Genomic DNA, 26,645 nt, shown 5'->3' on the forward strand with positions numbered 1-26,645 from the left:
TGTTTGAGTATACAAAATAAAAAGATTAAACAAAACGGTCCGAAGGCATAATTCGTGTTTTGTGGGGCTTAGATAAAATAGAACTGGGTAAACTTGAATGCATAAAGCAGATTGTTTACTATTTACTTTGATCACTTATTATTATTCTGTGACTTTCAAATATTATTATTTATTAAATAACAGAACTAACAAAGGATTGTTTCTTGGGAAGCACCTCTTTATCAAAAGCATCACAAAATGTACCTCAATTAAGTATTGGTCTCCCTGTATATAACGGGGCTCGATGGATTGTGGATGCAATAGAATCTATGCTGGAACAAAGTTTTCAAGATATTGAGCTAATCATTGTAGATAATGCCTCAAATGACGAAACTGAGCCTTTATGTAAACATTTTGCTGCAATAGACAAGCGGGTTAAATACGTAAGAAACCAGCAAAATATTGGTGTGTTTAGAAACTTTAATAAGGCTTTCGAGTTGTCTTCAGGGCAATATTTTAAATGGGCTGCGGATAGTGACTTCTGTCTGCCTGGCTTTTTTGAAAAGTGTATAGAGGTGCTTGATAGTCGACCAGATGTGGTTATTGCCTACCCACAAGCTTTCTTGTTAACCACTGATTATATGGGGTTTGAATCGGCAATAGAATATTTCGATGACTTGAATATAGAAGATGAACGACCTTCACATCGATTTATTAAATACTTAAATCGTGAAAAACTAAACAATATTATGCATGGCATAATTAGAGTGAGTGCTTTACGCCAGACAAGCTTACATAGGCATTTCCCTGGTTCGGATATAAGTATGGTGGCTGAGTTGTCTTTATTAGGTAAATTTTTTGAAGTTCGAGAACGCCTCTTTGTTCGGCGTCATGATGCACAAACTGCTAGTTTATTAATGACCAAAGAAACTGCAAAGCTAAAAAAAATGCAAATGGGTCCGAGTCTATACGCGAGACTGAATTTACACACATATCGGTTTGTTAGCACTGGAAAGTCAGCTATTAGTACCAAAGAAAAACTAATAATATATCTATATTTGTTAAATCGTATTGCATTGCTTCGATATGACTTATTTAGAAAAATTAAGCGTATTATACGACCTTAAGGAACCGGTTCATGCTCTATTATCTCAAGCTAAATTATGTGTTAAATGAGCAAGATGAAATCTGACATTTTATACAAATCAGCCAAGGTTTTTATTACCGGTGCGAATGGATTTATAGGCAGCCACTTATGTTCTAAGCTGCTTGAGTTAGGGGCTGAAATAACGGGCACTTATTGGCGTAACTTACCTGCTGACATTCAAATTAATTGGGTAAAGCTAGATGTAAGTGACTCCGCAGCCATCTCAAATGTTATTCAAGCTCTGCAACCCGAGTATATTTTTCATTTAGCCGCTAAAGTAGATGGTAATCGTCAGGTTGATTTTGTCCAAACAACGTTAGAAAACAACCTTATTGCTACGGTCAATATATTAAAAGCCTCTAACCAATTGTCTTCGCTTAAACGCTTGGTGCTGACTAACTCCCAAGAAGAACCTACATCTGAAAGTAAAGAATCAGTGCCTTGTTCTCCTTACGCTGCTGCAAAATATGCAGCCAGTGCATATTCACGAATGTTTCATTCGCTATATGATTTGCCGGTTGTGATTGCTCGAGTGTTTATGGTGTATGGTCCAAGGCAAAATGATAAAAAGAAATTAGTACCCCATACAATCCTTAGTGCATTGGCTAATGAGTCACCACAAATTACTAGCGGAAAACGCAAAATTGATTGGATCTTTGTTGATGATGTTATTGACGGTCTATTAAAACTAGGGACAACGTCTGATATTTTGGGGAAAACAATAGATATAGGGTCTGGAAAATTTCATACAGTGTTAGAACTTGTTGAAAAAATATTGCTCCATTCGGCGCCTCATCTTCAGCCATCAATAGGCGATCTTCCTGACAGAATGAACGAGCAACAAGTTTTAGCTAACGTGATGGAATCAAATGAGCTTTTAGACTGGCAACCCAAAGTTAATATTGATCAAGGCTTAATTGAAACTATCAATTGGTATAAAAATTCTCAATCTTGAATTGTCGTTTAATCAATGGCCAATAAATAATGGAACAAATATGCTAGTAAAAAAGCTCTATGAACAAACAAGTGAACAGCGACTAGGCAAGAAGCTTTTTGCTTTAGTGGAGGAGCTATTTCCCATTTGTCGAAGTATTACTGGTAATGGTGTACGTCAGACATTAATGATCATCAATAAATTGATCGATCTTGAGGTAATTGAAGTACCAAGTGGCACACAGGTATTGGATTGGTCTGTGCCTCGGGAGTGGAATATTTACGATGCTTATGTAAAAGATATACATGGAAATCGAATCGTAGATTTTCATCAATCTAACTTACATGTGCTGAATTACAGTATACCTTTCTCAGGTTTGTTAAGCCTTGATGAACTCAAAGAACATATTTTTACATTGCCAGAACAACCAAATGTTATCCCTTATCGTACATCTTATTATAAAGAAAGTTGGGGGTTTTGTTTAACTCAAAATCAACTTGATGCAATGCCTGATGGTGAATATGAAGTTTGTATTGACGCTAGTTTGACAAAGGGCGCATTAACTTATGGCGAACTGCTTATTCCGGGGCAGTCAAAACAAGAAGTGTTAATTTCTACCCATATTTGTCACCCTTCTTTAGCGAATGATAATTTGTCCGGCATATCGGTAGCGGCCTTTTTAGCCAAGTTTTTAAGTGAACAATCACTTTATTATTCCTACCGCGTGCTTTTTATTCCTGGCACCATAGGGGCCATTACTTGGTTAGCCTCACACGAGGATCAGGTTGCCAATATTAAGCATGGATTAGTGTTAACTGGATTAGGCGATTCAGCTGGTTTGACCTACAAACGCAGCCGACAACATAATGCAGAAATTGACAAAGTTGCCAGCTATGTTCTAGCTCAACAAGCCTCACATCAAATATTTGACTTCTCACCTTATGGTTATGATGAGCGACAATATTGTTCACCTGGTTTTGATTTAGCTGTGGGACGTTTATCAAGAAGTCCGTTTGGAACCTTTGCCGAATATCATACTTCAAATGATAATTTGAGTTTTGTGGATGCTCAACAACTCGAAAAATCTATGAAAACCTGTATTAATATTATCGATATTCTTGAAAATAATCGCTACTACGTTAATACCCAAGCAAAAGGTGAACCCCAGTTATCAAAGTATGGGTTATATTCATCAATCGGTGGTTTACAAGAAAGTCGTGAATCACAAATGGCCATTTTGTGGATACTCAACCTTGCTGATGGTACTAAGAGTTTATTAGACATAGCAATAAAGTCAGGAATTTTATTTGAGCAACTCACGCAGATTGCGCAAGTGTTGTTAGATAAAGGTCTGCTTAATGAGGCAATATGACTAGCTTATGTTTAACGACACAATTAATTAAGGCCGATAAGGATTTCAAATGAAAGTAGTGTTTTTCTGCGGAGGATTAGGTTCTAGACTGCGTGAATATACAGAAACGGTACCTAAGTCTATGGTGGTGATCGGTGACCGACCTATTCTGTGGCATTTGATGCAATATTATGCACATTTTGGACATAATGAATTCATACTTTGCTTAGGCTACAAAGGTCATATCATAAAACAGTACTTTGTTGACCAAGTGCAACTAGCTGGTGGTTCAGTGTGTGAGGATCTCGTCACTCTCAAGCAAGAAGAAGGTAATGACTGGCAAATTAGATTGGTAGAGACAGGACTAGAATCTAATATTGCTCAACGTCTTTGTTTAGTGCGACCATTTTTAACTTCTGAAAGTGTCTTTATGGCAAATTACAGCGACGGCTTGTCAGACTTACCGCTTAATGACTATATCGACTATTTTCACAAAAATGATGCAATTGCGAGCTTCGCAAGTGTTAAACCGACTAATAGTTTCCATGCTGTTTCAATGGATGCGAACAATTTAGTCGATGATATTTGTCCGGCTAATGAATCAGATTTTTGGATAAACGGAGGGTTTTTTATACTCAGGGAAAATATCTTTAGTTATATTAAAGAGGGCGAAGAACTGGTAGAAGCACCATTTAAGAGGCTGATTAGTAAACAAAAATTATTAGCTTATCCGCATACAGGCTTCTGGGCTTGTATGGATACATTAAAAGATAAAATTATTTTTGATAAGCTGGTAACAGAAAAATTAAAATATTGGCGAGTATGGTGGCGTTAGGCTACCAAACTACTTTCCTAGCATAAAAGGCTTCAGCATATTTAGCGTTACACTCGACGCCCCTTACTCTCATTAAGGAACGAAACGTCTCCTTCTCAAACCATTGGCGACCGTGTTGGGTTTTAAATATCTGATATATATTATCAACTTTACTATCAACGTGTTTTTGGCTTACTGGCATAAAAATATTTGGTTGACCAAGATCACCATCCCATTTCAATATTTCGTATTCAAGGATAGTGTGATTGCGCCATGTATTCCATGTTAGTTCGGCGGCAATTCGATGATCCTGATGTCTGTCATTGCTGTAGTGTGTGAAAATTAGATCTGGTGAAAAAGAGTGTTTTAAGCGCTCAAATTCATGTTTAAGTTCGGTGCTTTGTGAAGGTAAAAATGCATCTTTGAAACCGAGTATTTCTATTTGTACATTGTGACAGTTATCAGTAAATAGAGCTGCCGATTGTTTCGCTTCTTCAGCTCTAACTGGATCTGCACCAGTCAATATTACCCAGTGAATATTGAGCATAGGATTCTCTTTAATCAACCGCATTATGGTGCCGCCAGCGCCTATTTCTATATCGTCACAGTGTGCTCCAATACAAAGCAATTGATTAATGTTTTTCATATCGATAATGGACATCAGTTATGTACAACTTTTGTTATGGGTTAATTAAAGATCACGAGTATTCGCTTGATTATACTTGGATATATAGAAATTCATGTCGAAATCAAGATTGTTCTCATCCCGCTCTGATATACGGGTGATTGGCAGAGGCCAATCTATTGCGAATGTTTTATCGTTATAGTGAACCCCACCCGCTAATTTTGGTTGGTAAGTGTCTGACATCATATATAAAAGCAGACTATTATCGACTAAGGTTTGATAGCCATGTGCAAACCCTGCTGGAATGTATAAGGCATTATTTTGTGCGCTATTTAAGGTCAAAGCAAAGTGCTGGGTAAAAGTAGCTGAATCTGGCCTTAAATCTACAGCTACATCATAAACGCTACCATTTACACAACGCACAAGTTTACCTTCGTTTGATGGTGGCCATTGAAAGTGAAGCCCCCGTATGGTGCCTTTTTTATCATTATGGCAAATACTAGATTGTACAAACTGTGTTTTTAGCTGTTGCTTTTCGAACGCTTCTGCACACCACACACGAGAAAAAGAACCTCTATTATCGATATATGCATCGCTTGTGATAAGCAATAAATCTTTGATAGGCGTTGTTGATATCTTCATTTATTTAACCAAAATAATTTTTCGTCTACTTGATTTGTTTGTTGTAAGTAGGTCAGTTGGTTCAAGCGAGTGAATGCTCTAAATTGATACATACTTTCGTGCATATCAATGCGCTCAAATAAATGCTTTAGCTCTATTACTCCATCTTTCGCTTGCCATTTACATTTAAAACCAGGTAATTGATTTTTTATTTTTTCAAATGAAACGCGATAACTGCGGTTATCTCCGCTCGTCGGACCTGAAGTGACTTGGCAATCGGTGAATACAGATGCAATCATATTTGCGATGTCACGAATTCGATAGTTTTCGTCGCTGTGCCCTACATTGAAAATTTCGCCATTTACAGAGGTTATCGGTGCTATCAAGGCACACCTCATTGCTTCGCATATATCTTCAATGTGAACAATAGGTCGCCAAGGGCTGCCGTCACTTAACATGGCAATTTTCTTTTTGGTCCAAGCTAAAGCACATAAGTCGTTAAGTACTATATCAAATCGCATTCTTGGAGATGGGCCATAAGCCGTTGCATTGCGTAAAAAAACTACACTAAAGTCATTACTAGCCATAGATATCAGGTCTTTTTCAACCATAGTTTTACATCTGGCGTAGGCAGTTTGAGGATTAACAGGTGATAATTCATCGACAAAATCTGTTTGCGCCGCACCATAAACGCTGCAAGATGATGCATATATAAATCGTTTTACCCCAGCTTTACGTGCTGCTTGAGCAAGGTGCACACTGCCTAAATGATTTATCTCATAAGTGACTTCTGGGTTGTGCTCACCTAGAGGATCGTTGGACAGTTCAGCAAGGTGAATAATTGCATCAAATTGTGCTAGATAGGCAGCTTTGATATATCTTAAATCTGTACATTTGGTAGATATTAATTCAGGTTGTTCAATAGGGTTATGATAAAGGGTACCTTCTCGATAGAAGCCAGTATCCAAGCCCGTTACAGTGTGGTTATCGGCCAATAACCAAGATGCTAAACGCGTCCCAATATAACCTTCTGTACCTGTTATTAAAACATTCATTTTGTCACCTTAAAAAATTCTGACTGCGGGGATTGGTACAACAAATTGACCACCCCATTCACGTATCCCTGTCATTTGTTGACTAATTTCTTCAGCTAAATTCCAAGGTAATATCAATACATAATCGGGTCGAGTTGCAAAAATGTGCTCGGGTGCATGAATTGGAATATGTGTTCCAGGGGTAAATTTTCCCTGTTTTAGAGGATTCAAATCTACTGTATATTCAAGGAGATCTTTTCTAATTCCACAATAGTTTAATAAAGTATTTCCTTTTCCTGGCGCACCATAACCAACAACTATTTTTCCGGCTCTTTTGGCAGAAATTAAAAAGTCTAAAAGAGTGTATTTTGTTTCACAGGATTGTTTTTCAAAATGTAAGTAGGTTTTGAGTTGGTTTAATCCAAACTTTATTTCTTTATCTAGTAATTGATTAACCGCAGGTGTAACCGCTAGCTCTAGATATTCTTGGTGTTTAGCAAATATACGTAAGGAACCACCATGAGTGTGTAATTCTTCTACATCAAAAATAGTGAGGCCATGTTCAGCAAATGCGCGCTGGGCTGTTAGAAACGAAAAATAAGAGAAGTGCTCATGATAAATGGTGTCAAATTGACTATCTTCCATCAGGCGCATTAAATGAGGAAATTCCATTGTGATCACACCATAAGGTTTTAATAGTATTTTCATTCCAGCAATAAAATCAATCAAATCAGGTACATGAGCTAGTACATTATTTCCTACCAATAAATCGGCTTGGCCAAAATCATTCACTACCTCTTGCGCAGTATTCACCCCAAAAAATTTAATAAGAGTGGGGATGCCGTTTTCGATTGCCGATTTAGCAACGTTTTGGGCAGGTTCAATACCAAGGCATGGGATATTTGCGTTAACAAAGTTACGAAGTAAATAGCCATCATTACTAGCGATTTCTACAACCTGTGAATTGTTGTTTAATTTAAATCGGGTTTTAACACTCTTGCTATAACTGCTCGCATGCTCTAACCAACTTTTTGAGAAAGAAGAAAAGTAAGGATATTCAAAATAGATATCTTGTGGGGTAACAAACTGTGCGATCTGTACTAAAAAACAATTTTCACATACTTGTGTTAATAATGGGTAAAATCGTTCTTCTTCATTGAGCTGTTTTGATGTTAGGAAGGTTTCGCATAATGGTGACTTTCCTAAGTCGATAAAAGTTTTACTGAGAGTATGGCTGCATAATCGACATTGTCCTTCAGGCATGCTTGTCTCCATTTGGACGCCGTAAAAATCTATTAAATAATTAAAGCAGAATAAACAATATCTTTGCTCGATTCAACATTCCTTGATTATATTACGATGCACAAATATAGTCTGGCTTATATAATGACCTCATATCTATTCTGTTTATTCTAATTGTCGTTTTTAATATGGATCTTGGGGCTTTATTTTAATGATCTCAGCGTAATCCACTATTTGGTTTTCTGCTTTCCATTTCTCGCACATCGCGGTTAATTTTTTAACTAGTTCTGGTTTGTCTTTGGCCAGATTGTTGGCTTCGCCCGGATCGCTTTTTAAATCGTATAATTCGGAATTAATACCTGGCGCAGCTAAGGTTTGTAAGTACCAACCTGCTTCAATAAGTAGTTTCCAGCGGCCTTGATATATCAAACTCTGTTGGCCTTTGTCATTAAAATATATGGCTTCAGGTGGTGACATAGTTTGGCCTTTGAGAGTGGCGACTATGCTGCGTCCATCGGGTTTTCTTGGAACTGCATCGTGGAATTTTTCAGGGAACTCTGTATTAGTAATATCTAACAAGGTTGGCACAATATCGCCCACCCAAACTAGATCATCAGAAATGGTACCGGGTTTGATAACACCTTGTAATGGTTTAATGAAACTGGAGAGATTTATAGCTTAAAATAAACAAAATCTCGTAGGTATTAACATGACTAGAAAAGCAAAAGTAACCTTCACCCCGAAACAGAAATTAGAATACGCCAAATTGATGGTAGAAGATGGGTATACCAATAAACAGGTTGAAGAAATATCAGGTGCAGGCAGATCAGCCGTATCACGTTGGAAGCGTCAATATCAATCTGAGTTGCAGGGTGTTACACCAGAAAACACCAAGGCATTAACAGATGAGCAGCAAAGGATCCAAGCGTTAGAAACGCAACTTAAGCGAGCATTAAGGGATAATGAAATATTAAAAAAAGCCACCGCTTTCTTCATACGCAACAATCCAGACTTAATGTAATGAAAGAAATGAAGAAAGCTCAACTTGGCTATACCACCACCGAGTTATGTCGTTTATTTGAAGTGAGTAGTAGCCGTTATTATTACCACCCTAGGCCTCCTAATAGCGATGATATTGCATCATCGATTCAGTCGATAGCAGAAGTGACAGGAAATACTTATGGTAAGCGCAGAATGCAGGTTGAACTGAATGCGCTAGACCACAACATTGGTTTATATAAAACGGCTACACTCATGAAAAAACTAAACATAAAGGCGATTAGGCCTAAGAAGAAACATTATTATCCAGATTCAGGTGTTGAACATAAATATGCGCCCAATTTACTCAAGCGACAGTTTAGTCCTGATACCTATAATACTCATTGGGTTGGCGATATAACCTATATCAGACATCATCATGGCTGGAGCTATTTAGCATGTGTCTTAGATCTATCAACTAAAGAAATCGTGGGTTATGCATTATCGACAAAGCCTAACGCGGAATTGACAAAAACAGCATTGAATAATGCAATAAAACGTCAAGCACCCAACACACATAAGTTAATGTTCCATTCAGATCAAGGTGTCCAGTATTCAGCTATATCATTTAGAGAACGGCTTGCTCAATTAGATATCACACCTAGTATGAGTCGCCGTGGAAATTGTTGGGACAACGCCGTTATGGAGCGTTTTTTTAGAAGTTTAAAAACGGAGAGACTGAATCACCTTTCATTTTTAAACCATCAATCAGTGATATGCGAAGTTGAACAATATATTCAGTTTTACAACTATAAACGTCGACATTCTGTCTTAGATTATATGACACCACATCAGAAATATAATGAACTTAAAAATGCGGCTTAAAATCTCTCCGAAATTAGTTGACCATTACACCTGGCCAACTAGCAATGGCATGCGCGCGCGCTCCGCCTTCCCACAATAAGGCTTTCACGCCTTTATAGGGAGTGTTCATTAGGTCTCCTATGTGAGCTGCTGCGCCGTTATCTGAAAAGAAAAAAATCAAAGTGTTGTCATACTCGCCACTGTCTTTTAAGCCCTGAATGAGTTTGCCCACATTTTCATCTATCTTTTCAACCATAGCTGCGTGTACCGCTGATTGCAGGCGAAACTGTTCGATTTTTTCTGGATCTTGTTTGGTCCATAAGCTGTTGTTGTTGACAAATTTTACGTCTTTAGGAAATAACCCTTTATTCACAAGGCCTTGATGGCGGTCATCGGCTATTTTTTGTAAATCGGCATAACGTTTTAGATACTTTTGTACGAGTTCTTCTGGGGCTTGTAATGGTTTATGAGGGGCGCGGTAAGCCGCGTACATAAAAAAGGGGGGTTCTTGTCCAGAGGCCCTTTTAATCATGTCAATTGCGCGGTCTGTCATACCATCGGTTGCGTAAAATGCTTTTGCCGACTTACCGTCACAACCGCCATATCTTTGTTTATTAAATAGGGTCTTGCTATAACAACGCATATTATAGTGATAATCGTAGTTTAATTTCGCGACCTGATTGCCTTCATAATATTGGTGTTTATCTTTTGGAGTAAAAAACAAATTACCTTGTGCACCGTGAAACACAAAACTTTTATCAAATCCACGTTGTGGTGGTAAACCTAAGTAATCCTGTTCCATTTCATATCCGGTTAATTCCATACCCGGATGGGTTTTTATCCATGCTGGACTCATTTGTTTTTTGTGCTCTTTGATGTAACTACCACCTAAGTGCCACTTTCCTGCCATCAAGGTTTGGTAACCATTGGCACCAAGTAATTCTGAAATTAACGGTTGTTCATAGGGTAGACGTCCGCGGTGTGCTTTAAATGGCATTTCTCGTACCCAATCACCCACTACACCTCCGCCAAAACCCACATGTGCGGCATCAACACCGGTTAGTAAAGAGGCCCGAGTGGGGCTACATCTAGCATTGCTGTAGAATGAACTAAAACGAAGACCACCTGCGGCTAACTGATCCAGGTTTGGCGTGTCTATTTCTCCCCCAAAACTACCTAAATCGGTATAACCGGAATCATCAGATAAAATCACTAAAATATTGGGGCGTTGGTCAGCGCTATAACAGACAAATGGCATTAACAGGCTGATGATCACTAAACGAAAGGGGGGGAATTTTTTCATAAAGGACGAATGTTTATTGTTGACAATTATTGTGATTATATAGAAGCTTTGCTTAACTTAGTACTATAAATATTTCCTTAAAATGATCACTATGTGGATAAGCTATAAATAGAATTGTTGTGGTGCTTTATGCTGAAGTTAACATTAAGCCCAACATACCTAAAACAAAACCAAACACGGCGCCCATAGGTGGAGCCCAATGTTTTTCTAATTTTACTTGTGGCGCCAAATCTTGAAAAATAGCATACAAAATACCGCCCGAAGCAAACAGCATCACAGCTGCTACAATTTGTGGTGATTCAGCTAACCATAAAAAGCCAGTCACTGCGGCAATTGGACCGAGTATGGCCATTAATGCAAAGACCTTTATAATTTTTGTGGCTTTAAAAACCGAAGATGAGCTTAGTTCTGTGTAGGCACTAAAACCTTCGGGTAAATTTTGTAATGCGATTAAAGCTGCCAGTAAAAATGCATGACTGTTGCCGGTTGCAAAAGCTGCACCTAAAGCAATTGATTCAGGAATAAAATCAGCAAGCATAGCGGCAAGTTGGCTCGCTGGGGTATTCATTTTGTTGAGGAAAATATCCAGCAGCATAAAACTTAACCCACCTACGATAAGCCAAGAGCAAGCAGCTAATGGCGCTAGGGTTTCTATTCCTTCTGGTACCAGTACTAAAGCTACCGCTGACAATAATGCGCCACCCCCAAAAGCGCTTACAGTATGTCTAAACTCTTGGTCATATAAACGTTTTTTAAACTTTATTCTATGGGCAACAAACGCACCCAATGGCATAGCTAAGCCAGCTAAAAGGGTGGTGATAATGACAATAAATAGCAGAGACATAATTTTCCTTAATTTATCCCAAGTTCAGATTAATTTAACAAGAATAGTATTCTCATCTATTTTGGCATGCCGTCAATCAGCTTGTAGAATTTATTGTTAGAAATAACTTAATCCTTTTAGATCATTATTTATCGATTCTCAGGATAGTCTCCAATCAATAAGGCAAATGTTAACTGTCCGTTTTTTGTTTGTTGTAATTTTGGTTTTACTTTTAAACGTAGTATGTTTAAATAGGTCTCATATTAATGAGTGTTGAATTTATAGATTTAAATGAGTTGTATGATTCAAAAATTAGTAATTTATAGGGCGAAGGATATGAGCTTCAGTGTAATAAAACGATCTTTACTGGCAATCTGTATATTGAGCCAAGCGGCGTGTCATGCTGCTGACTTAAACACCCAAGTCACAGCAGGTGTAAAGCAGGAAAATAAACCAAATGTACTCATTCTAATGTTTGATGATATGCGTTTTGACACGTTTTCATATCGTGGTGGCCCAGTGCATACTCCGAACATCGATGCTCTTGCCGCTGAATCGACACGTTTTGATAATGCGATGACCACTACTGGTTTATGTTCACCTTCGCGGGCTGCTATGTATACCGGTCGTTGGGGCCATAAAACAGGGTTAGATGATAATGTTGAGTTGTACCACACTCGTTTAGCTGAGCTTGATTTGAAAGAAGGCGGCTTAATTAAAAGTGCTTCGGAAGCAGGCTATTTTGTCGGCCATGTGGGTAAGTGGCATTTAGGCGCTAGAGGTACTGAATTGCGCGGAGCTGAATTTGATGAAGGCCAAGGTCATGAACCCAAGGAACGTTTTTCGCGAGTTTATACGCCTTATTCGAAGGTCCCACAAGTAGAGGGGTACTATGCAGGTAAGACAGATGAAAATGGTGAAAAACACGAATATTTCATTACCTTAGACGGTACATATGAAGATACCGAAGCCTACAAAAAAGTGGTTTATGGTAAAGAAATGTTGAGAAAAATGGCCAAAGACGATCGTCCTTTCTTTGGGGTGGTGAGTTTTAATCAGCCACATCCAGCTTACCGAGTGCCTGAGCCTTATGCCAGCATGTACGATCCTGCAAAACTTGAATTACCGAAAAACCATCTAGCTAAACGAGTCAATAAACCCTTAGCTCAAGACGGTATTTGGTGGCCGTGGCATGATGTTGGCCACATGAGTGATATGGATTGGCGTAAATCCAGGTCTTTCTATTACGGTGCTATTGCAATGGTTGACCGTATTGTAGGAGAGTTAATCGAAACCGCTAAACAAGAAGGTATTTATGACGACCTACACATAGTGTTGCTGGGCGACCAGGGCAGTATGTTAGGTGAACATGGTCTATATGACAAAGGGCCATATGCTTACGATGAACTTATGCGTATGCCTCTATTGATACGTAACCCGCATTTAGTTCCTAAAATTGTCAACCGCCAAGTCTCATTGTTAGATGTGACGCCCACTGTAGCTGATTGGATGGGGTTACAACTTGACGGTGAGCTAGATGGGCATAACTTAACTCCTTTAATGACCGATGGAGATAAAGCAGAGGCCGGACAACCCGATACTGCCTTGTATGCGTATGAGTGGTACAACGGCTCTTGGTTTGGCATTCGCGCTATCCGTACACCTGAACTTAAGTTTGTTTGGAATCCAGGTGATAACCGTGACGAACTCTACGATCTGAAAAATGACCCATTTGAGATAAATAATTTAATCAAAGATAAGTCTTATAAAAAGCAACGTGCTGACATGGTGACCTTACTTAAAGCTGAATTAGCACGAGTGAATGATCCCGCGCTTAAAATGCTCGAGCATCATGCTAAAGCTTATTTATAAACACTATTAATTTTCGATAAAACGTTAACTGGGGAGTCTTCTCCTTATGTTATTGAGGTAAATATGAAACAAAAATTTATCCAAGGCTTATGTGCCTTTTCAGTTTTAATGGCCAGTGTGGCCTATGCAGAAGCAGAACGTCCAAATATTTTAGTTATCTTAACTGATGATATGGGTTACGCCGATGTGGGGTTCAATGGCAGTAAAGATATTAAAACGCCTAACTTAGACAAATTGGCTGGCGAAGGGACAGTTTTTAAGTCTGCCTACAATGCTCACCCATTTTGTGGGCCAAGCCGTGCAGGAATTATGACCGGCCGTTACCCTCATAAATTTGGCTCTCAATTTAATTTACCTAGATCAAGTCGTTCCGGTGGGTTAGGGATCCCTGTTGAAGAAACTTATATTAGTAAAGTGTTACAAAAGGCTGGATATTTTACTGGCGCAATTGGTAAATGGCACTTGGGTGAAGAGCCTGAATTTCATCCGAATAACCGTGGTTTTGATGAGTTTTACGGCTTTTTAAACGGTGGACATGATTATTTTCCAGAGAAGTTTTCCGCTTCTTATCAACGTCAGAAAAAACAGGGGTTAGATCACGCCATTTTTGGTTATCTGCGCCCTCTTGAACATAATGGTAAAGAGGTCGAAGAAAAAGAGTACGTGACAGACGGTTTATCTCGTGAGGCGGTTAACTTTATCGAAAAAGCCGGTGAAGATAAAAACCAGCCGTTCTTTTTATATTTAGCTTACAACGCGCCCCATTCGCCAATGCAAGCCAAAGAAGAAGATATGGCACAGTTTCCCAATATTACAGACAAAAAACGTAAAATTTATGCTGGCATGGTGTATGCCGTTGATCGCGGGGTAAAACGTATAGTTGATTCACTTAAAGCGACAGGCCAGTATGACAATACCTTAATTGTATTTTTCAGTGATAATGGTGGAAAACCCACTTTAGGGGCAAACAATGCGCCACTACAAGGCCGTAAAGGTGATGTACTTGAAGGTGGCTATCGCACGCCTATGTTTTTCCATTGGCCGAATCATATTCCTGCGGGCAAAACATTTGTGCATCCTACCTCTAGCTTAGATCTTTACCCGACCTTTGCTAATTTGGCTAAAGCTGAAATCCCTAAAGATAAAAAGCTAGATGGCAAAGATATTTTTTCTAGCCTACAAACCGGAAGTAGCCCTAGACCGGGTGAAATGATTTATGCAGTACGACACAGATTAGGTTTTTCTGAAGCAGCAGCTCGTCGCGATAATTGGAAAATTATTAAGCGTGGCAAAACTTGGCAGTTGTTTGATGTAGATAAAGATCCGAGTGAAACTAATGATCAAGCGGCAAAACATCCATTTATGGTGCGCGAGATGGTAGCCGAAATGGAAGCATGGAGCTGGACTAATATTCAACCTAAGTGGTTCCATATCCATCAAGAAGGTGTGCAGTGGCGCGAGAAGGCAATGCCTAGATACCATGAGACATTTTTTCTAGAATAAACAAGCAGGTACGAGTAATCAATAGCGACGAAATTCGGGTAAGCTTCAACGGAAAAACCTCACCGTAGAGGTCACAGAGAACACAGAAGTAAAGGATGGTAAAACTACAATATTTACCATCCTGCTGTGTATAGCAAGATATCATTTCGGTGCATTTTTAGGCCGGAATAGACAAAAGTAGATATGAGGAAGAAATCGCTACGAGCTTAAAAGAAAATATTCACCACAGGTCACAGAGGTCAAATTTATTCTTTGCAGATCCATAAGATTATGAAATCATGGTTAAAATTAATTAGTTGGGGGTTAACTCTGATTGCTGACTTATAACTATTGGGTTTCTGATGGGTAATAAAATCATTATGTTTGGCGCAACGGGTGCTGTGGGAAATCACGCTGCATTAACGTTATCTAAAATACCATCAGTTCAACAATTAACTTTACTAGGCAGAAGGCAAGCTGAGAATGTTGCTGGGCAATCTGTGGTTCAACATGTAATCGATATTTTTTCAGCAAAATCTTATGCATGTTTTTTAAAAGGGCATGACAGTGCAATTTGTGCACTGGGTGTGGGTCAACCCTCAAAAATGTGTAAAGAAGATTTCATTAAAATTGATAAAAATGCTGTTTTAGATTTTGCCACTGCATGTAAAAAAGCAGGTGTAACTCATTTTCAACTTTTAAGTTCTGTTGGTGTAAGTGCTAGCTCATCATCATTTTATTTACGTACTAAGGGCGAACTTGAAGAAGGCTTAAAAGCTCTTGGATTTGAGCGATTGAGTTTGTTTCACCCATCCATGATTATGACCCCTACTAATCGTTACGGCTTTAGTCAGGCAGTTACTCTTGCTGTGATGCCAGTACTTGATCCTCTTTTTGTTGGTTCTTTCAATAAATTTAGAAGTATCACAGCCACCCAATTGGGAAAGGCTATGGCGGCGAATCTGTTTAAAAATAGCGCCTGTGATGGTGTCGAAATATTACATTGGCGTGATTTCATCGCTTTATCTAAGGATATATAGCCGAATCGCTATTTAATAATCGGCGATAGCGTCTGTTTGATAGGTGCAAGCGTTTTGTGCTTTAGGCTTGTAACTCGTAACTCGTAACTCGAACCTAGCTCCTAACTTTTGCTTTTAAGTTCACCGCACGTGGTTTAAAACTCATAGCTATCCCCTATTTTGTGCACTAAATCTCTACTTAATTATTCTGTTATAAAAAAGTGATAGAATTGTTATGTTTCAATAATTTCCTATAAATACAACAGCTTGCAAGCTAGTTCGGGTGGTTTTGACGCATTAATCAGTGACTCTCCCTTGGCTTCAGTCATTTTCTTAAATTTATCTTATATGATGCATTGGCTGCTCTGATTTTTAAGAGTGAGTGGGAGTTTGCTCGCTGGTTATTTATAAAAATTTAGGCTTGCAAAATAAACGTCAATTAATTAATAAAACACGGAATATAAGATGAAATATTTTACTGGGACAGTGAAAAAAAAATTTGTGGTAAGTGCTTGTCTGCTTGCTGCATTGATAGGTTTATCAACACAGTCACATGCTGTCATGCTAAAAGTCACAGTCACTAACAATGCACAAGTAAATGGTTTAGCCATTACACCTGTGTTTGCTACATTCCATAGCGCTAGTTATGATGCGTTTGATGTCGGTGGTGTGGCAACTGCAGGATTAAAGAGTCTTGCTGAATTAGGCATGATAGGTCCGATAGATGCAGAAAGAGCGGCTGCCGATCCGACTTCTGTCAGTTCGCCCATTTTTCCTGATGCAGGTATGCGCCCTTTCTTTGCTGGTGAGTCTGGCTCAATGGTGTTTAATATTGCTGATCCAATGAGTAATATGTACTTTTCTTTCTTGTCTATGTTGTTACCGTCAAATGATACCTTTTTAGGTCGTGATGACCCGTTACAAATCTTTGATTTAGCTGGTAATTACTTAGGAAATAAAGTGATTGAAATAACGGGTGAAGATTTGTGGGACGCAGGCACAGAAGCACTTAACGTTAATGCTGCGCCTTTTGTTTCAGGCTCTAACCCTATGGATAACCCAGCGGATGCAGATTCTAGTATTCGTGCTGCAGAATCATTATCAGCATTTGCTGGGCTTAATCTAGCTAATGGTCAAGTACTCGATGCAAGTTTGATTGATTTTCTATCTGATCCCGCAAACTTTAATGTCGCCACTATTCGTGTTGAACAGGTTTCAGAACCTATGACCGCGGCAATATTCATGTTTGGTTTATTGGCAATGGGTGCTGCCTACAGAAGACGTAAAACCGCGTAGTTAAGTGTTTAAAAACTTGCGGTATCTACTATAAAAACAACCCTCTATGCAGAGGGTTGTTTAATTTTGTACTGACCTTGAGTTCAGAGATATAAACTAGCACCTATTCGTTTGTTGTGTAAAATACTGTTTACATTACCCCCTTGAGGTCACCATGAAAGAATCCCGCACGCTAGTATGGACAGCACTACAAAAGAAAATATTTCTACTTGTAGTCAGTCTGTTTACTCTAGTGTTTACTTTGACCTTATGGAGCATCTATCAAGCGGCTTACAATCAAGCTGAAAGAGAGTTCGTAGCCCGTTTAAATGTGGGCAAAAATGTATTCTCAAATGAGGTGGCAATTGCCAAACTGCACCTAGACTCTAGCGTCGATACCATAGCCAAAGATTGGGCGTTAAGAAGTGCAATCGGGCAGGGCCATGACAAAGCTTTTATTAAAAGTGTGTTGTTTAATCATGGTAAGCGGATAAAAGCAGATCTTGCTTTAGTGTTAGACAAAGAATTTATGTTGATTACTCAATATGGTGGTGAAGAAGTCACAGTTGATCAATCTTTAGGTAAAGATTTAGATGACTTGCAAAAAACACGGCCTTGGATTGTTATGGTAGGCAATGACCCATTTATTGTCTCTGCCAAACCTATCAAAGCGCCAGCGACTATTGGCTGGTTATTAATTGGTAAAAAGCTCAATAAAGAATTTTTGCAGCGTATTAAAGGACTTATTTCGCTAGATATTAATTTTATAGTGAGTAATAACGAGCGTGATTTTTTAGTCTTGTCCACCGCTGAAAATAACTCAATAGTTACCCAAGAATTATTAGCTTTAACAAAGGGGTTTCTCGATAAAAATCAATCGGAAGATATGCGTATCGCGCAAACCGAAGAGTTAGTTGTGATGCCTTTTGAGTTATGGAGCAAAGATCAAAATAAAATTGTCGTAGTACTACAAGACTCCATTCGAGCTTGGGTTAAAACTCGAGACGCCTTTCTATTTGAACTGGTACCCTTTTTTATTGTGGGTATATTATTAGCTTTAATTGGTTCGTTTTTTATTGCTCGTAGTATCACAAGACCGGTTGGCCGTTTATTAAATGCGGCCAAGTTAGTTGCTACTGGTAGTTATACCGAACAAATTGAAATCTCTGAAAAAAGTGAACTAGGTGAATTAGCTAAAGAGTTCGCTAGTATGCAAAGTGCCGTTATGGAGCGTGAACAAAAAATAAAAGACCAAGCAGAGGAAATCCGCCAAACCAACACTATTAAGTATCAGATCGAAATAGCACAAAAAGAGCAACAACTTGCCGCTACTGCCACCGCAGCAAAAAGCCGGTTTTTGGCTAATGTCAGCCATGAAATACGTACGCCTCTGAACTCAATTATTGGTTTTTCTGAAGTGTTAAGTGATGAAAAAGCCAGCAAACAAGATAGAACCAAAGCGGCGATTGCTATTCATAGTGGCGGAAAATATTTACTCAATATAGTTAACGACGTATTAGATTTGTCGAAAATAGAAGCTGGGAAAATCCAGTTAGAAAACATGGATACAAGTGTGTTAGGTTTGTTGGATGAAGTGAGCACTCACATGGAAGGCTTTGCACTAGAAAAACATCTACAATTTAATCTTAAATTACATTTCCCATTACCATTTGAATTTAATACTGACCCTACGCGGTTAAAACAAATATTACTCAATTTATGTAACAACGCCATTAAGTTTACAGAAGCAGGGCAGGTAGATTTACAAGTGCATTTAGATACTTACCGCCAGCGCTTTATTTTTGTGGTGTCGGACACTGGCTTAGGTATGAGTGATGAAGAACAGTTAAGATTATTTACTGCTTTCACCCAAGGTAATCAGTCAAGTAGTCGTAAGTATGGTGGCACCGGTTTAGGCTTGTATATCAGTAAACAACTTACTGAAATGTTAGGCGGTCATATTAAGGTAACTAGTCAACAAGGCTTAGGCAGCCAGTTTGCAGTGTATATGCCATGGGTCGAAGCTGAGAATAAAAAAATGATGACATCGCAGGCTGATGTAGACGTATTTTATAGTCAAAAAGTACAGCCTAGCTTAGAGGTCCCGCAGTTTGAGGGGCATATACTCTGTGCTGATGACAACGAAGATAATCGTCAGCTGGTGGCTTATTTAGTCGCAAAAACAGGGGCTAAATTAACCTTGGTAGAAAATGGCCAGCAGGCTGTTGAAATAGCCGAACATACGCCCTTCGATTTGGTATTAATGGATATGCAAATGCCAGAAATGGATGGCCTAACCGCTACTGAATTATTAACTTCTCAAGGGTTTAAGGCACCTATTATTATGTTGACTGCTAATGTCGACGCCAGTAGTAAAAAAGACGTATTAGCAGCCGGTGCCAGAGAACATTTCTCTAAACCAATAGATACACAAAGATTTTACGCAATGTTAGATAAATATCTCGGCCAAAGTCTTGATATTAACGAGCTAGAACTAGAAGAGTCTTTACCAGTTCGTACTGAGTTTGATAAGTTAATTGATAACTATCGACAAAGTTTTACTCAGAAATTAGACGCTATTCAACAAGCTTTAGGCAAAGATGATTGGCAGGATATTAAACGAATGATGCATAATCTAAAAGGCTCTGCTGGCAGTTATGGTTTTCAAGTGTTAAGTGATTTGGCAGGGTTAGTCGAAGAAAAAATAGATGTGCAAGAATGGACAGAAGCTAAACGTTACTTAACTGATTTACAATCCTGTATGGAGCAATTACATCAAGTGTCTGATACTTGAAAAAGTTTAAGAGCAGAAAGTGGCAGTTTAAAATCAATAGCTAGATACGAGCAAAAAAATTGTAAATTCGAGCAAAAGGAAAAAACAAAGTAATTTGTCACAGAGTTTCACAGAGATTAAGAATACGGCTACGCCGAAAAGTCTTGGTGTGACAGTCATTGATAGTACATGCAATATATTGATTCTATAGATATCAAATCGTTTTGTAACGGAGGGGTATAAATATCATCCTCAGGATGGTTTAATTTTGTTTTGCCCCGATAGTCGCATTGTAGGAATGCAAGAGAACTTGCGGGGGATCTCGCAGGTTTTTAAATACTATCTTGCATTGTTGCTTCTTAAGTCACAGGTTAAATTGATTCATAATTTTAATGGCCGCATTCGCTGCACCAAAACCATTATCAATGTTGACAGTTAAAATCCCAGGTGAACATGAGCCCAATGCGCTGTCTAATGCCAATTTACCTTCGCTGGATACACCGTAGCCAACTGAGGTAGGTACGGCGATAATAGGCGCCCGTACTAAGCCTGCTAACACACTAAACAGTGCGCCCTCCATGCCAGCCAAGGCAATGATAATTTTGTATTGGCGAATGTCATCTATTTTGTCCATTAAGCGCCAAAGACCAGCCACACCTAAATCAGCAAAAATAGGTGCTTGATAGCCATTAAATGCCAAGGTGCGCTTTGCCTCTGTAGCAACCGCCAAATCAGAGGTGCCAGCGGTAACAATACACACCTGTTTTTTTGTTGATAATTCAGAACCGAAATTCAGTAAAGCGGTGGCAGAGCATTGATCGTAATCCAGAACTGCCTGCAATTCAGTGGGTAATGCTTGCCATTGTTGCAGGGATAAACGAGTGAAAAGCACAGGGCTGTTATTGGTCATATTAAAACGAATAATAGCTTGTAAATCAGTATGACTTTTATGGGAACAAAATACGGCTTCTGCCACCCCTGTGCGCGACTTTCGATCTTTATCCCAAACAAAGTTATCCATGAGTAATGCCATTCAGAAATGCTGAGCCTTTTTGATACACCTTCAATCCTGAAAAAATTCTATTTTGTTCAGCACAGAAGTGACGTAATTGTTCCGACAACTTTTCTGATATAGATGCTTCAGGCAACTGATCCAATTCAATAAAAATACCTTGATGAGAAATACGGCAGCGTATTTTTTTGAAGGAAGGTAATAGCTCCCGTACTTTTTCTTCCATATGATCAATAAACAGCATGTCATCTGATTTGATTTTTATGCCAGTTTCTACTCGACTCGCCAAGCAGGGTTGCCCGGGTAATGAATGTAATTGCGATAAATTATAAAACTTTGCGATGGCATAAATCTGTTGTTTATTAATACCCACTTCAACGTAGGGATGTTGTACATTTTGTTCAACCGCCGCTGCTAGTCCTGGCCTAACGTCACCTAAGTCATCCATATTGGTACCAGAGAATATTGCCCCTTGTGTATGCTCACCAATGCGAATATACAAGTTACTTTTACAGTAATAACAACGATTTACCGGATTGTTAATATAATTTTTGTCATCGAACTCTTTTGCATCAATAACTAACATGTCCCAGCCATATTGTTTGGTATGAGCCTTCACTCTTTCTAGTGCACTAACTGGTACCGCAGGAGAATAAGCATGCACCATCTTGACCTTTGTAGTGGAGTGTTGATGGGCAATATAGGCCAGTAACATACTGTCTATACCGCCGCTCACGGCAATAGAACATTGTGGAAATTGGTCAAGATAATGAACAAGCTCTTTTACTTTATTTGTGTTCACGAATGACCTTTTTTGTTGTCTGTTTCCACTTTATATTTGACTGCTCTACGTTGACTCAATGTATCCAATGAGGTTAATTCATCATGCTCTATTTTTTGTGTCGACTCACCGTTTGGTCGCAACACACTTTTATAAGCGTACTTTTGCTGTGTGTGGGGCTCTCTAGGTAAGTAACGTCTTGTTTCAAAACGATAGCGCAGGCCAATGGTGGTGGTTTGTATAAAACAGGTATCCATTACTTTTTTGTAATGCTGGCTTGAAGCTAAAATACGCACTAATTCTACCGCGCGATTCTTTTTACCCCTCGCCGTTTGTACTGTCACATCAATTACACCTTGTTGTGATCTGAGTAAATCAAGTGACAAGGCGATTTCTTCACCGGTCATGTCATCGATATCACATTCGATAATCACTACCGTATCTTGTTGGCAGTCTTGGCTATTATGGGTATCAAAGTGCATGGCGCGCAGAATGTTTGGCATGCCTGGAAATACCTTTGTGCCTAAACCATATCCTGTGGCTAGCAACTGACCTTGAGGCGCCGGGATTATTAGCTGATGGTCGGCTAAATACCTGAGTATTGCAGCCCCAGTAGGTGTAATGCGCTCACCTTTAATATTGTCATCAAAAAATTCGAAACCGAGCAATATTTCTGCGGTGGCAGGGGCGGGAACAGGAATAAGGCCATGTTGTGTATTGACTAAGCCACCGCCAATAGGCAATTTTGAGGTACTCCAACTGCAGCTAGACAAGGCACTCAAAATAACAGCCGCTGCTACCACATCCATCAAAGAGTCCCAATCTGCTAACTCATGAAAATGCACAGCATCAAGGGTTTTATTGTGGATTTTTGCTTCTGCTTTGCCAATAATTGTTAGCAGCTCTATCGCCACTTTAATCACATCACTATTTAGTTCGCTGTCAGAGATTAACTGGCATAAATAACGATAGGTTGTTTTATGGCTATGGGTTGGGTTATGAGAATGATCATGTCTGTGAGCATGCTCATTGTGCTCACCCTCATGAATGTGACTATGTTCAGACTGAGGTGATTGTGGCGTATGAGTGTGATTGACTTCATTAAGCTGTAGAGAAAATGTCAGGCCACTGATCCCTGAATTCACTCCCACCAATACTTCTGCAGTGCCAATATTCGCTGGCACGACTAGTGCAACAGCCGAATGCACAGATGACTGTAAATCCTCAAAGGTGTCTAACATCGCACTGATAAACATGTCGCCAGCAATACCGCCAACTATGTCTAAATGTATATGAGAATTTTCAACTTTAGCTTTCATTTTTACCTATTAATAGTGCCAACTCAGATGAATGACTTACTTCTTAAAGAGCCCCAAAAACTAATAATAGGGCGCATATAGATGTTTTTCTCACCGTTTTTAAGCTATTAGAATATACAGGCTTAAGTGACTCAGTATATGGTTTTACACTGTTTGAATGTCTACTTTTCTGCCCATTACTTTTAAATTATCAGCAATGATATCTATTGTATGCATTTCAGAAACACAGCATGACAAGTTAGGGTTTTGTAAAGCCCATAAATATGCTTTAGAAAATTTAGACATACCTTGCTCGGGAATAGCGGTGTTTAACTTTTCGAGGCGCCATTCTGGCTGATCCTTTAACCATAATAATTTAGCTACTTTCATGGCTACCATACCTATTCCCGCTTGTTTGGCTTTGAACATGAGATTCTCTAGGGCAGCATGATTGGCAATATTGTAGGCAAACATAGTGATATCGTAATAATCTACCTCGATAGCTTTTGCCAAATGCCCCGTCACATCATTATGAAAGGAAACGGCTGAAGCGCTAATCAAACCTTTTTGTTTAAATTCAGCCAATACTTCTTGAAGCACTTCATCGTCCATCATTTCGGGCATAGCGATACCATGAGGGCAATGTAATACGTCTAGATGATCGGTTTGTAAACGTTTAAGTGAGTCTTCGAGTAACTTATATGCGTGCTGCTTAATTTTACCTCGCCACTCAGATTTGAAACCATACTCCTGAAGCATCAAATGTCGATAATATGTCTTGGGGAATTGTGCTTCTTGACCAGTAAAATAATTCATATGGTAACCCGGTTTCATTACCGAACGCTGCTCAATCATTGCATTGGCTTTTTTAAGCAAAGCGTCTTTTTTACCTTGTGGTAAGCCTTTTTCGATATCTCGAATTACTCTGTCTATATACCCATAGTAAAAACTTAACTTAGTCGATAGGAATACTTTGTCTCTATTACCAGACTTTTTAAGATAATTACCTATGGTCGCCTCAACTTGTCCATTGCTATATGCCGGCGCCGTATCTATGTAATTAATGCCTCGATCAATCCCATAGTCCAATACTCGATCGTAAGAGTCGTCAGTAAAAGGGAAAGTGCCAAGCACCACCTCAGAAGCCATCATTCCAGTTCTGCCCATCATTCGATAAGCAACGCCATCTTGTTTGTTTCGCCAAATAGGTTTTATCTGATCTAAAGGTTTGGGTGTTTTTTGATTATTCGTTTCTGCCAACAAGCTGGGTGTTAGCGTGAGCCCTATGGAGGCTGCAGCAGTTTTTTTAAAGAAATCTCTTCGCGAATTTGTTGGCTTAGTCATTCTATTAATCTCATTAATTTGAATATTATGTATAATACGTCATGAATAACACTTTGAACATGTCGCAATTAAACTTTATACTTTAAATATAAAATTGTTAACTTTTTGCGTCAATCAATAATGTTTAACTTACTAGGCGGTGACCTAATTGTGTATAGACAAATAAGTTTTATTGAGAAATAACCGGCCATGTTTACTGGATTATATTTTGGTTCTTTTAACCCAATTCACATAGGACATTTAGCCATAGCAAATTATATGGTCGAGTTTACCAACCTAGACGAATTATGGTTTGTGATTAGTCCGCATAACCCTCTTAAACAGAAGAAAACACTGTTAAATGAGCAGTTTCGTTTAGATATTCTGCAATTAGCGATTAAAGATGATGCAAGGTTTAGGGTATGTAATGTTGAGTTTAATATGCCTAAGCCTTCTTATACTGTTGATACTTTAGCTTATCTAAATGAGCTTTACCCCAATAAAAACTTTGTACTTGTAATGGGATCGGATGGTCTAGTCACTTTCCCTCGTTGGAAAAGCGCCCAAATAATTCAGGATAAATTTACACGCTATATATATCCGCGGCTAGAAGAAGATGTTGAGAAATACAAAGAGGAGGAAAATATTAAATTCGTACCTGCCCCCAGAATGGAAATCTCTTCTAGTTTTATAAGGGAAGCTATTAAAGCAGGTAAAGATATCCGCCACTACTTACCTTCTAAAGTGTACGATTTTATTCAAGATAAAGGTTTTTATCTCTAACATTCATCGGTACTTGATAACCGTATGAAAGAAGGGAATAACAAATTACTCATGGCTCCGTATGCTAAGCAATACGAGTGCTATTAACTCGATAATATGGAAAAGTAACAATGAACAAAAATATACAACACTCGTTTATTCGCCACCGCTATATTAGCCTTTTTTTATCCCTAACATTAATTTTATTTACATTAGAAGCAAAGGCCAAAGACACCGATGATTATAACTTGTCAGCAGCTATGTTGCCGGTTGCGCAAGAAAATATTTTTCATGATGATGAATATTTCAACTGGGGTTCAACCATTGTTAAAGGCAAAGATGGAAAATATCATTTGTTTTACGACCAAATGCCTAAAAAGCATGGTTTTTATTCTTGGTTAACCGATGGCATTGTATCTCGTGCTGTTTCTGATAGCCCAACCGGGCCGTGGACAAAAGTTCAAGAAGTCATGGGTGGAAGAGGCGATGGTCATTGGGATCAATACACAGTGCATTGTACTAAGGTGTATGAATTTGACGGCAAATATTACCTTTACTATATGTCGACAAATTCAGGCATTACGGACTTAACGCCAGCGCAACTTGAAGAAGTTCGTCACGGTAAATGGAAGCCTGATAATTTACGTGGCATGATGCGTTTAAACCAACGTATTGGGGTTGCGGTTGCTGATAATATCGAAGGACCGTGGAAACGCTTTGCTAGACCCGTATTTGAACCTCAATTACCCATTGCCAATCAGTCAAATAACGTCACGGTTACTAAGCGCCCTGAAGGTGACTATTTAATGGTTATTCGTGGTGATCAACCGGATCAAAAACCGAATGAGATTATCCGAATGCAGGCTGCGTTATTAGCAGACAACCCTCTAGGTCCTTGGAAAATGCAACATAAGCCTGTGGTAATTAATTATAATTCAGAAGATCCAGAAGTTTGGTATGACGCAGAGCGTAAGCGTTATTATAACTTGTATCATGCATTTGGTTATATGGGAATGTTAACCTCAACCGACGGTTTAAATTGGCAAAGAGCCAAACATTATAAAGTGGCTGATAAAGAGTATGTAACCACAACAGGGGAAACCGTGGAAGTTCATCGATATGAGCGAATGGGGATATATTCTGAAAACGGTAAACCGCTGGTAATGACAGCAGGAATATTTTTGAAGAACGGTGATACTCATTCGTTATTCATTCCGCTTAAACAATAGCGGGCTTTTAAAAAGCTTAAGTACATAGAGCAAAATCAAAAAAGCAGATTAAGCGTGTGTTGTTTACCGCTTGTCTCGATAACGACTTGTTCTATCTTCCGCCA

Annotated in this window: 23 protein-coding genes; 12 read left to right on the forward strand and 11 right to left on the reverse strand. The window is 38.9% G+C overall.

Translation table 11 applies throughout. From position 1 onward, the window contains the following. Nucleotides 1–203: 203 nt before the first annotated feature. The 4 genes from GQR87_RS03260 to GQR87_RS03275 are packed head-to-tail and all read left to right on the forward strand — an operon-like array spanning nucleotide 204 to nucleotide 4,246. Nucleotides 204–1,106: a glycosyltransferase family A protein gene (locus tag GQR87_RS03260; RefSeq protein ID WP_158966505.1), complete on the forward strand. Its 903-nt coding sequence runs from the start codon at nucleotides 204–206 to the stop codon at nucleotides 1,104–1,106. A 54-nt stretch (nucleotides 1,107–1,160) separates the two neighbouring features. After that, nucleotides 1,161–2,081: an NAD-dependent epimerase/dehydratase family protein gene (locus GQR87_RS03265; RefSeq protein WP_158966507.1), complete on the forward strand. Its 921-nt coding sequence runs from the start codon at nucleotides 1,161–1,163 to the stop codon at nucleotides 2,079–2,081. A gap of 40 nt (nucleotides 2,082–2,121) precedes the next feature. Then, nucleotides 2,122–3,432 (forward strand): DUF4910 domain-containing protein, encoded by a 1,311-nt coding sequence (locus tag GQR87_RS03270; RefSeq protein ID WP_158966509.1) that lies wholly within the window; start codon nucleotides 2,122–2,124, stop codon nucleotides 3,430–3,432. A gap of 49 nt (nucleotides 3,433–3,481) precedes the next feature. Then, nucleotides 3,482–4,246, forward strand: coding sequence for a sugar phosphate nucleotidyltransferase (locus tag GQR87_RS03275; protein WP_158966511.1), 765 nt, complete (start codon nucleotides 3,482–3,484; stop codon nucleotides 4,244–4,246). 1 nt (nucleotide 4,247) lies between these two features. On the opposite strand, the gene GQR87_RS03280 is transcribed toward GQR87_RS03275, so the two are convergent. From GQR87_RS03280 to GQR87_RS03300, 5 genes are all read right to left on the reverse strand, one after another. Beyond that, nucleotides 4,248–4,886 carry a PIG-L deacetylase family protein gene (locus tag GQR87_RS03280; RefSeq protein WP_158966513.1) on the reverse strand — a complete coding sequence of 213 codons (639 nt, stop codon included), beginning with the start codon at nucleotides 4,884–4,886 and terminating at the stop codon, nucleotides 4,248–4,250. Nucleotides 4,887–4,916: 30 nt separating this feature from the next. Then, entirely contained in the window at nucleotides 4,917–5,492 is a 576-nt protein-coding gene (rfbC, locus tag GQR87_RS03285) for a dTDP-4-dehydrorhamnose 3,5-epimerase (protein ID WP_158966515.1), read from the reverse strand. Continuing rightward, nucleotides 5,489–6,526: an NAD(P)-dependent oxidoreductase gene (locus tag GQR87_RS03290; protein WP_158966517.1), complete on the reverse strand. Its 1,038-nt coding sequence runs from the start codon at nucleotides 6,524–6,526 to the stop codon at nucleotides 5,489–5,491. Before GQR87_RS03290 ends, rfbC begins: the two co-directional genes overlap by 4 nt. A 9-nt stretch (nucleotides 6,527–6,535) precedes the next feature. After that, on the reverse strand, nucleotides 6,536–7,768 hold the full coding sequence (locus GQR87_RS03295; protein WP_158966519.1) for a class I SAM-dependent methyltransferase: 1,233 nt from the start codon (nucleotides 7,766–7,768) through the stop codon (nucleotides 6,536–6,538). A 162-nt stretch (nucleotides 7,769–7,930) separates the two neighbouring features. Beyond that, entirely contained in the window at nucleotides 7,931–8,335 is a 405-nt protein-coding gene (locus GQR87_RS03300) for a hypothetical protein (RefSeq protein WP_199271683.1), read from the reverse strand. Between the two features lie 121 nt (nucleotides 8,336–8,456). Here GQR87_RS03300 and GQR87_RS03305 point away from each other — a divergent pair. Continuing rightward, nucleotides 8,457–9,610, forward strand: a protein-coding gene (locus GQR87_RS03305) for an IS3 family transposase (protein ID WP_158966521.1) whose coding sequence is annotated in 2 segments (ribosomal slippage) — nucleotides 8,457–8,730 and nucleotides 8,730–9,610 — 1,155 coding nt in all. Because the reading frame shifts where the segments join, the coding sequence is not laid out codon by codon here. Nucleotides 9,611–9,623: 13 nt separating this feature from the next. Here the strand turns inward: GQR87_RS03305 and GQR87_RS03310 are convergent. Then, complete coding sequence (locus tag GQR87_RS03310) at nucleotides 9,624–10,892, reverse strand: sulfatase-like hydrolase/transferase (protein WP_233267386.1); 1,269 nt, start codon at nucleotides 10,890–10,892, stop codon at nucleotides 9,624–9,626. 127 nt (nucleotides 10,893–11,019) lie between these two features. Then, nucleotides 11,020–11,736, reverse strand: a complete 717-nt coding sequence (locus tag GQR87_RS03315) for a ZIP family metal transporter (RefSeq protein WP_158966523.1) — start codon at nucleotides 11,734–11,736, stop codon at nucleotides 11,020–11,022. A gap of 315 nt (nucleotides 11,737–12,051) precedes the next feature. On the opposite strand from GQR87_RS03315, the gene GQR87_RS03320 reads away from it, so the two are divergent. The 5 genes from GQR87_RS03320 (at nucleotide 12,052) to GQR87_RS03340 (ending at nucleotide 20,157) form a co-directional block, all read left to right on the forward strand. Continuing rightward, the gene (locus tag GQR87_RS03320; RefSeq protein WP_158966525.1) at nucleotides 12,052–13,587 is read left to right on the forward strand and encodes a sulfatase; all 1,536 of its coding nucleotides are present in this window, start codon (nucleotides 12,052–12,054) and stop codon (nucleotides 13,585–13,587) included. Between the two features lie 63 nt (nucleotides 13,588–13,650). Then, entirely contained in the window at nucleotides 13,651–15,090 is a 1,440-nt protein-coding gene (locus tag GQR87_RS03325) for a sulfatase-like hydrolase/transferase (RefSeq protein ID WP_158966527.1), read from the forward strand. Nucleotides 15,091–15,431: 341 nt separating this feature from the next. Further along, nucleotides 15,432–16,109, forward strand: a complete 678-nt coding sequence (locus GQR87_RS03330) for an NAD(P)H-binding protein (RefSeq protein ID WP_158966529.1) — start codon at nucleotides 15,432–15,434, stop codon at nucleotides 16,107–16,109. Nucleotides 16,110–16,553: 444 nt separating this feature from the next. After that, nucleotides 16,554–17,384 carry a spondin domain-containing protein gene (locus GQR87_RS03335; RefSeq protein WP_158966531.1) on the forward strand — a complete coding sequence of 277 codons (831 nt, stop codon included), beginning with the start codon at nucleotides 16,554–16,556 and terminating at the stop codon, nucleotides 17,382–17,384. Nucleotides 17,385–17,538: 154 nt separating this feature from the next. After that, nucleotides 17,539–20,157, forward strand: a complete 2,619-nt coding sequence (locus GQR87_RS03340; protein WP_158966533.1) for an ATP-binding protein — start codon at nucleotides 17,539–17,541, stop codon at nucleotides 20,155–20,157. A 343-nt stretch (nucleotides 20,158–20,500) separates the two neighbouring features. Here GQR87_RS03340 and larB read toward each other — a convergent pair whose 3' ends face one another. The 4 genes from larB to GQR87_RS03360 form a co-directional block, all read right to left on the reverse strand. Then, the gene (larB, locus tag GQR87_RS03345; RefSeq protein ID WP_158966542.1) at nucleotides 20,501–21,157 is read right to left on the reverse strand and encodes a nickel pincer cofactor biosynthesis protein LarB; all 657 of its coding nucleotides are present in this window, start codon (nucleotides 21,155–21,157) and stop codon (nucleotides 20,501–20,503) included. Next, a complete protein-coding gene (locus tag GQR87_RS03350) occupies nucleotides 21,150–21,950 on the reverse strand; it encodes a hypothetical protein (RefSeq protein WP_158966544.1) in 801 nt (266 codons plus the stop codon). Before GQR87_RS03350 ends, larB begins: the two co-directional genes overlap by 8 nt. Beyond that, nucleotides 21,947–23,248: a LarC family nickel insertion protein gene (locus GQR87_RS03355; RefSeq protein ID WP_158966546.1), complete on the reverse strand. Its 1,302-nt coding sequence runs from the start codon at nucleotides 23,246–23,248 to the stop codon at nucleotides 21,947–21,949. Before GQR87_RS03355 ends, GQR87_RS03350 begins: the two co-directional genes overlap by 4 nt. Nucleotides 23,249–23,392: 144 nt before the next feature. After that, nucleotides 23,393–24,571: an aldo/keto reductase gene (locus GQR87_RS03360; protein WP_158966548.1), complete on the reverse strand. Its 1,179-nt coding sequence runs from the start codon at nucleotides 24,569–24,571 to the stop codon at nucleotides 23,393–23,395. A 189-nt stretch (nucleotides 24,572–24,760) separates the two neighbouring features. Between GQR87_RS03360 and nadD the strand changes: the two genes are divergently transcribed. Together nadD and GQR87_RS03370 are read left to right on the forward strand one after the other, a co-directional pair. After that, complete coding sequence (gene nadD, locus GQR87_RS03365; RefSeq protein ID WP_158966550.1) at nucleotides 24,761–25,333, forward strand: nicotinate (nicotinamide) nucleotide adenylyltransferase; 573 nt, start codon at nucleotides 24,761–24,763, stop codon at nucleotides 25,331–25,333. Nucleotides 25,334–25,443: 110 nt separating this feature from the next. Further along, nucleotides 25,444–26,541, forward strand: coding sequence for a glycoside hydrolase family protein (locus tag GQR87_RS03370; protein ID WP_158966552.1), 1,098 nt, complete (start codon nucleotides 25,444–25,446; stop codon nucleotides 26,539–26,541). The last annotated feature ends 104 nt before the right edge of the window (nucleotides 26,542–26,645 follow it).

Origin of the sequence: Paraglaciecola sp. L3A3, assembly GCF_009796765.1 — a bacterium.
Lineage (GTDB): Bacteria > Pseudomonadota > Gammaproteobacteria > Enterobacterales > Alteromonadaceae > Paraglaciecola.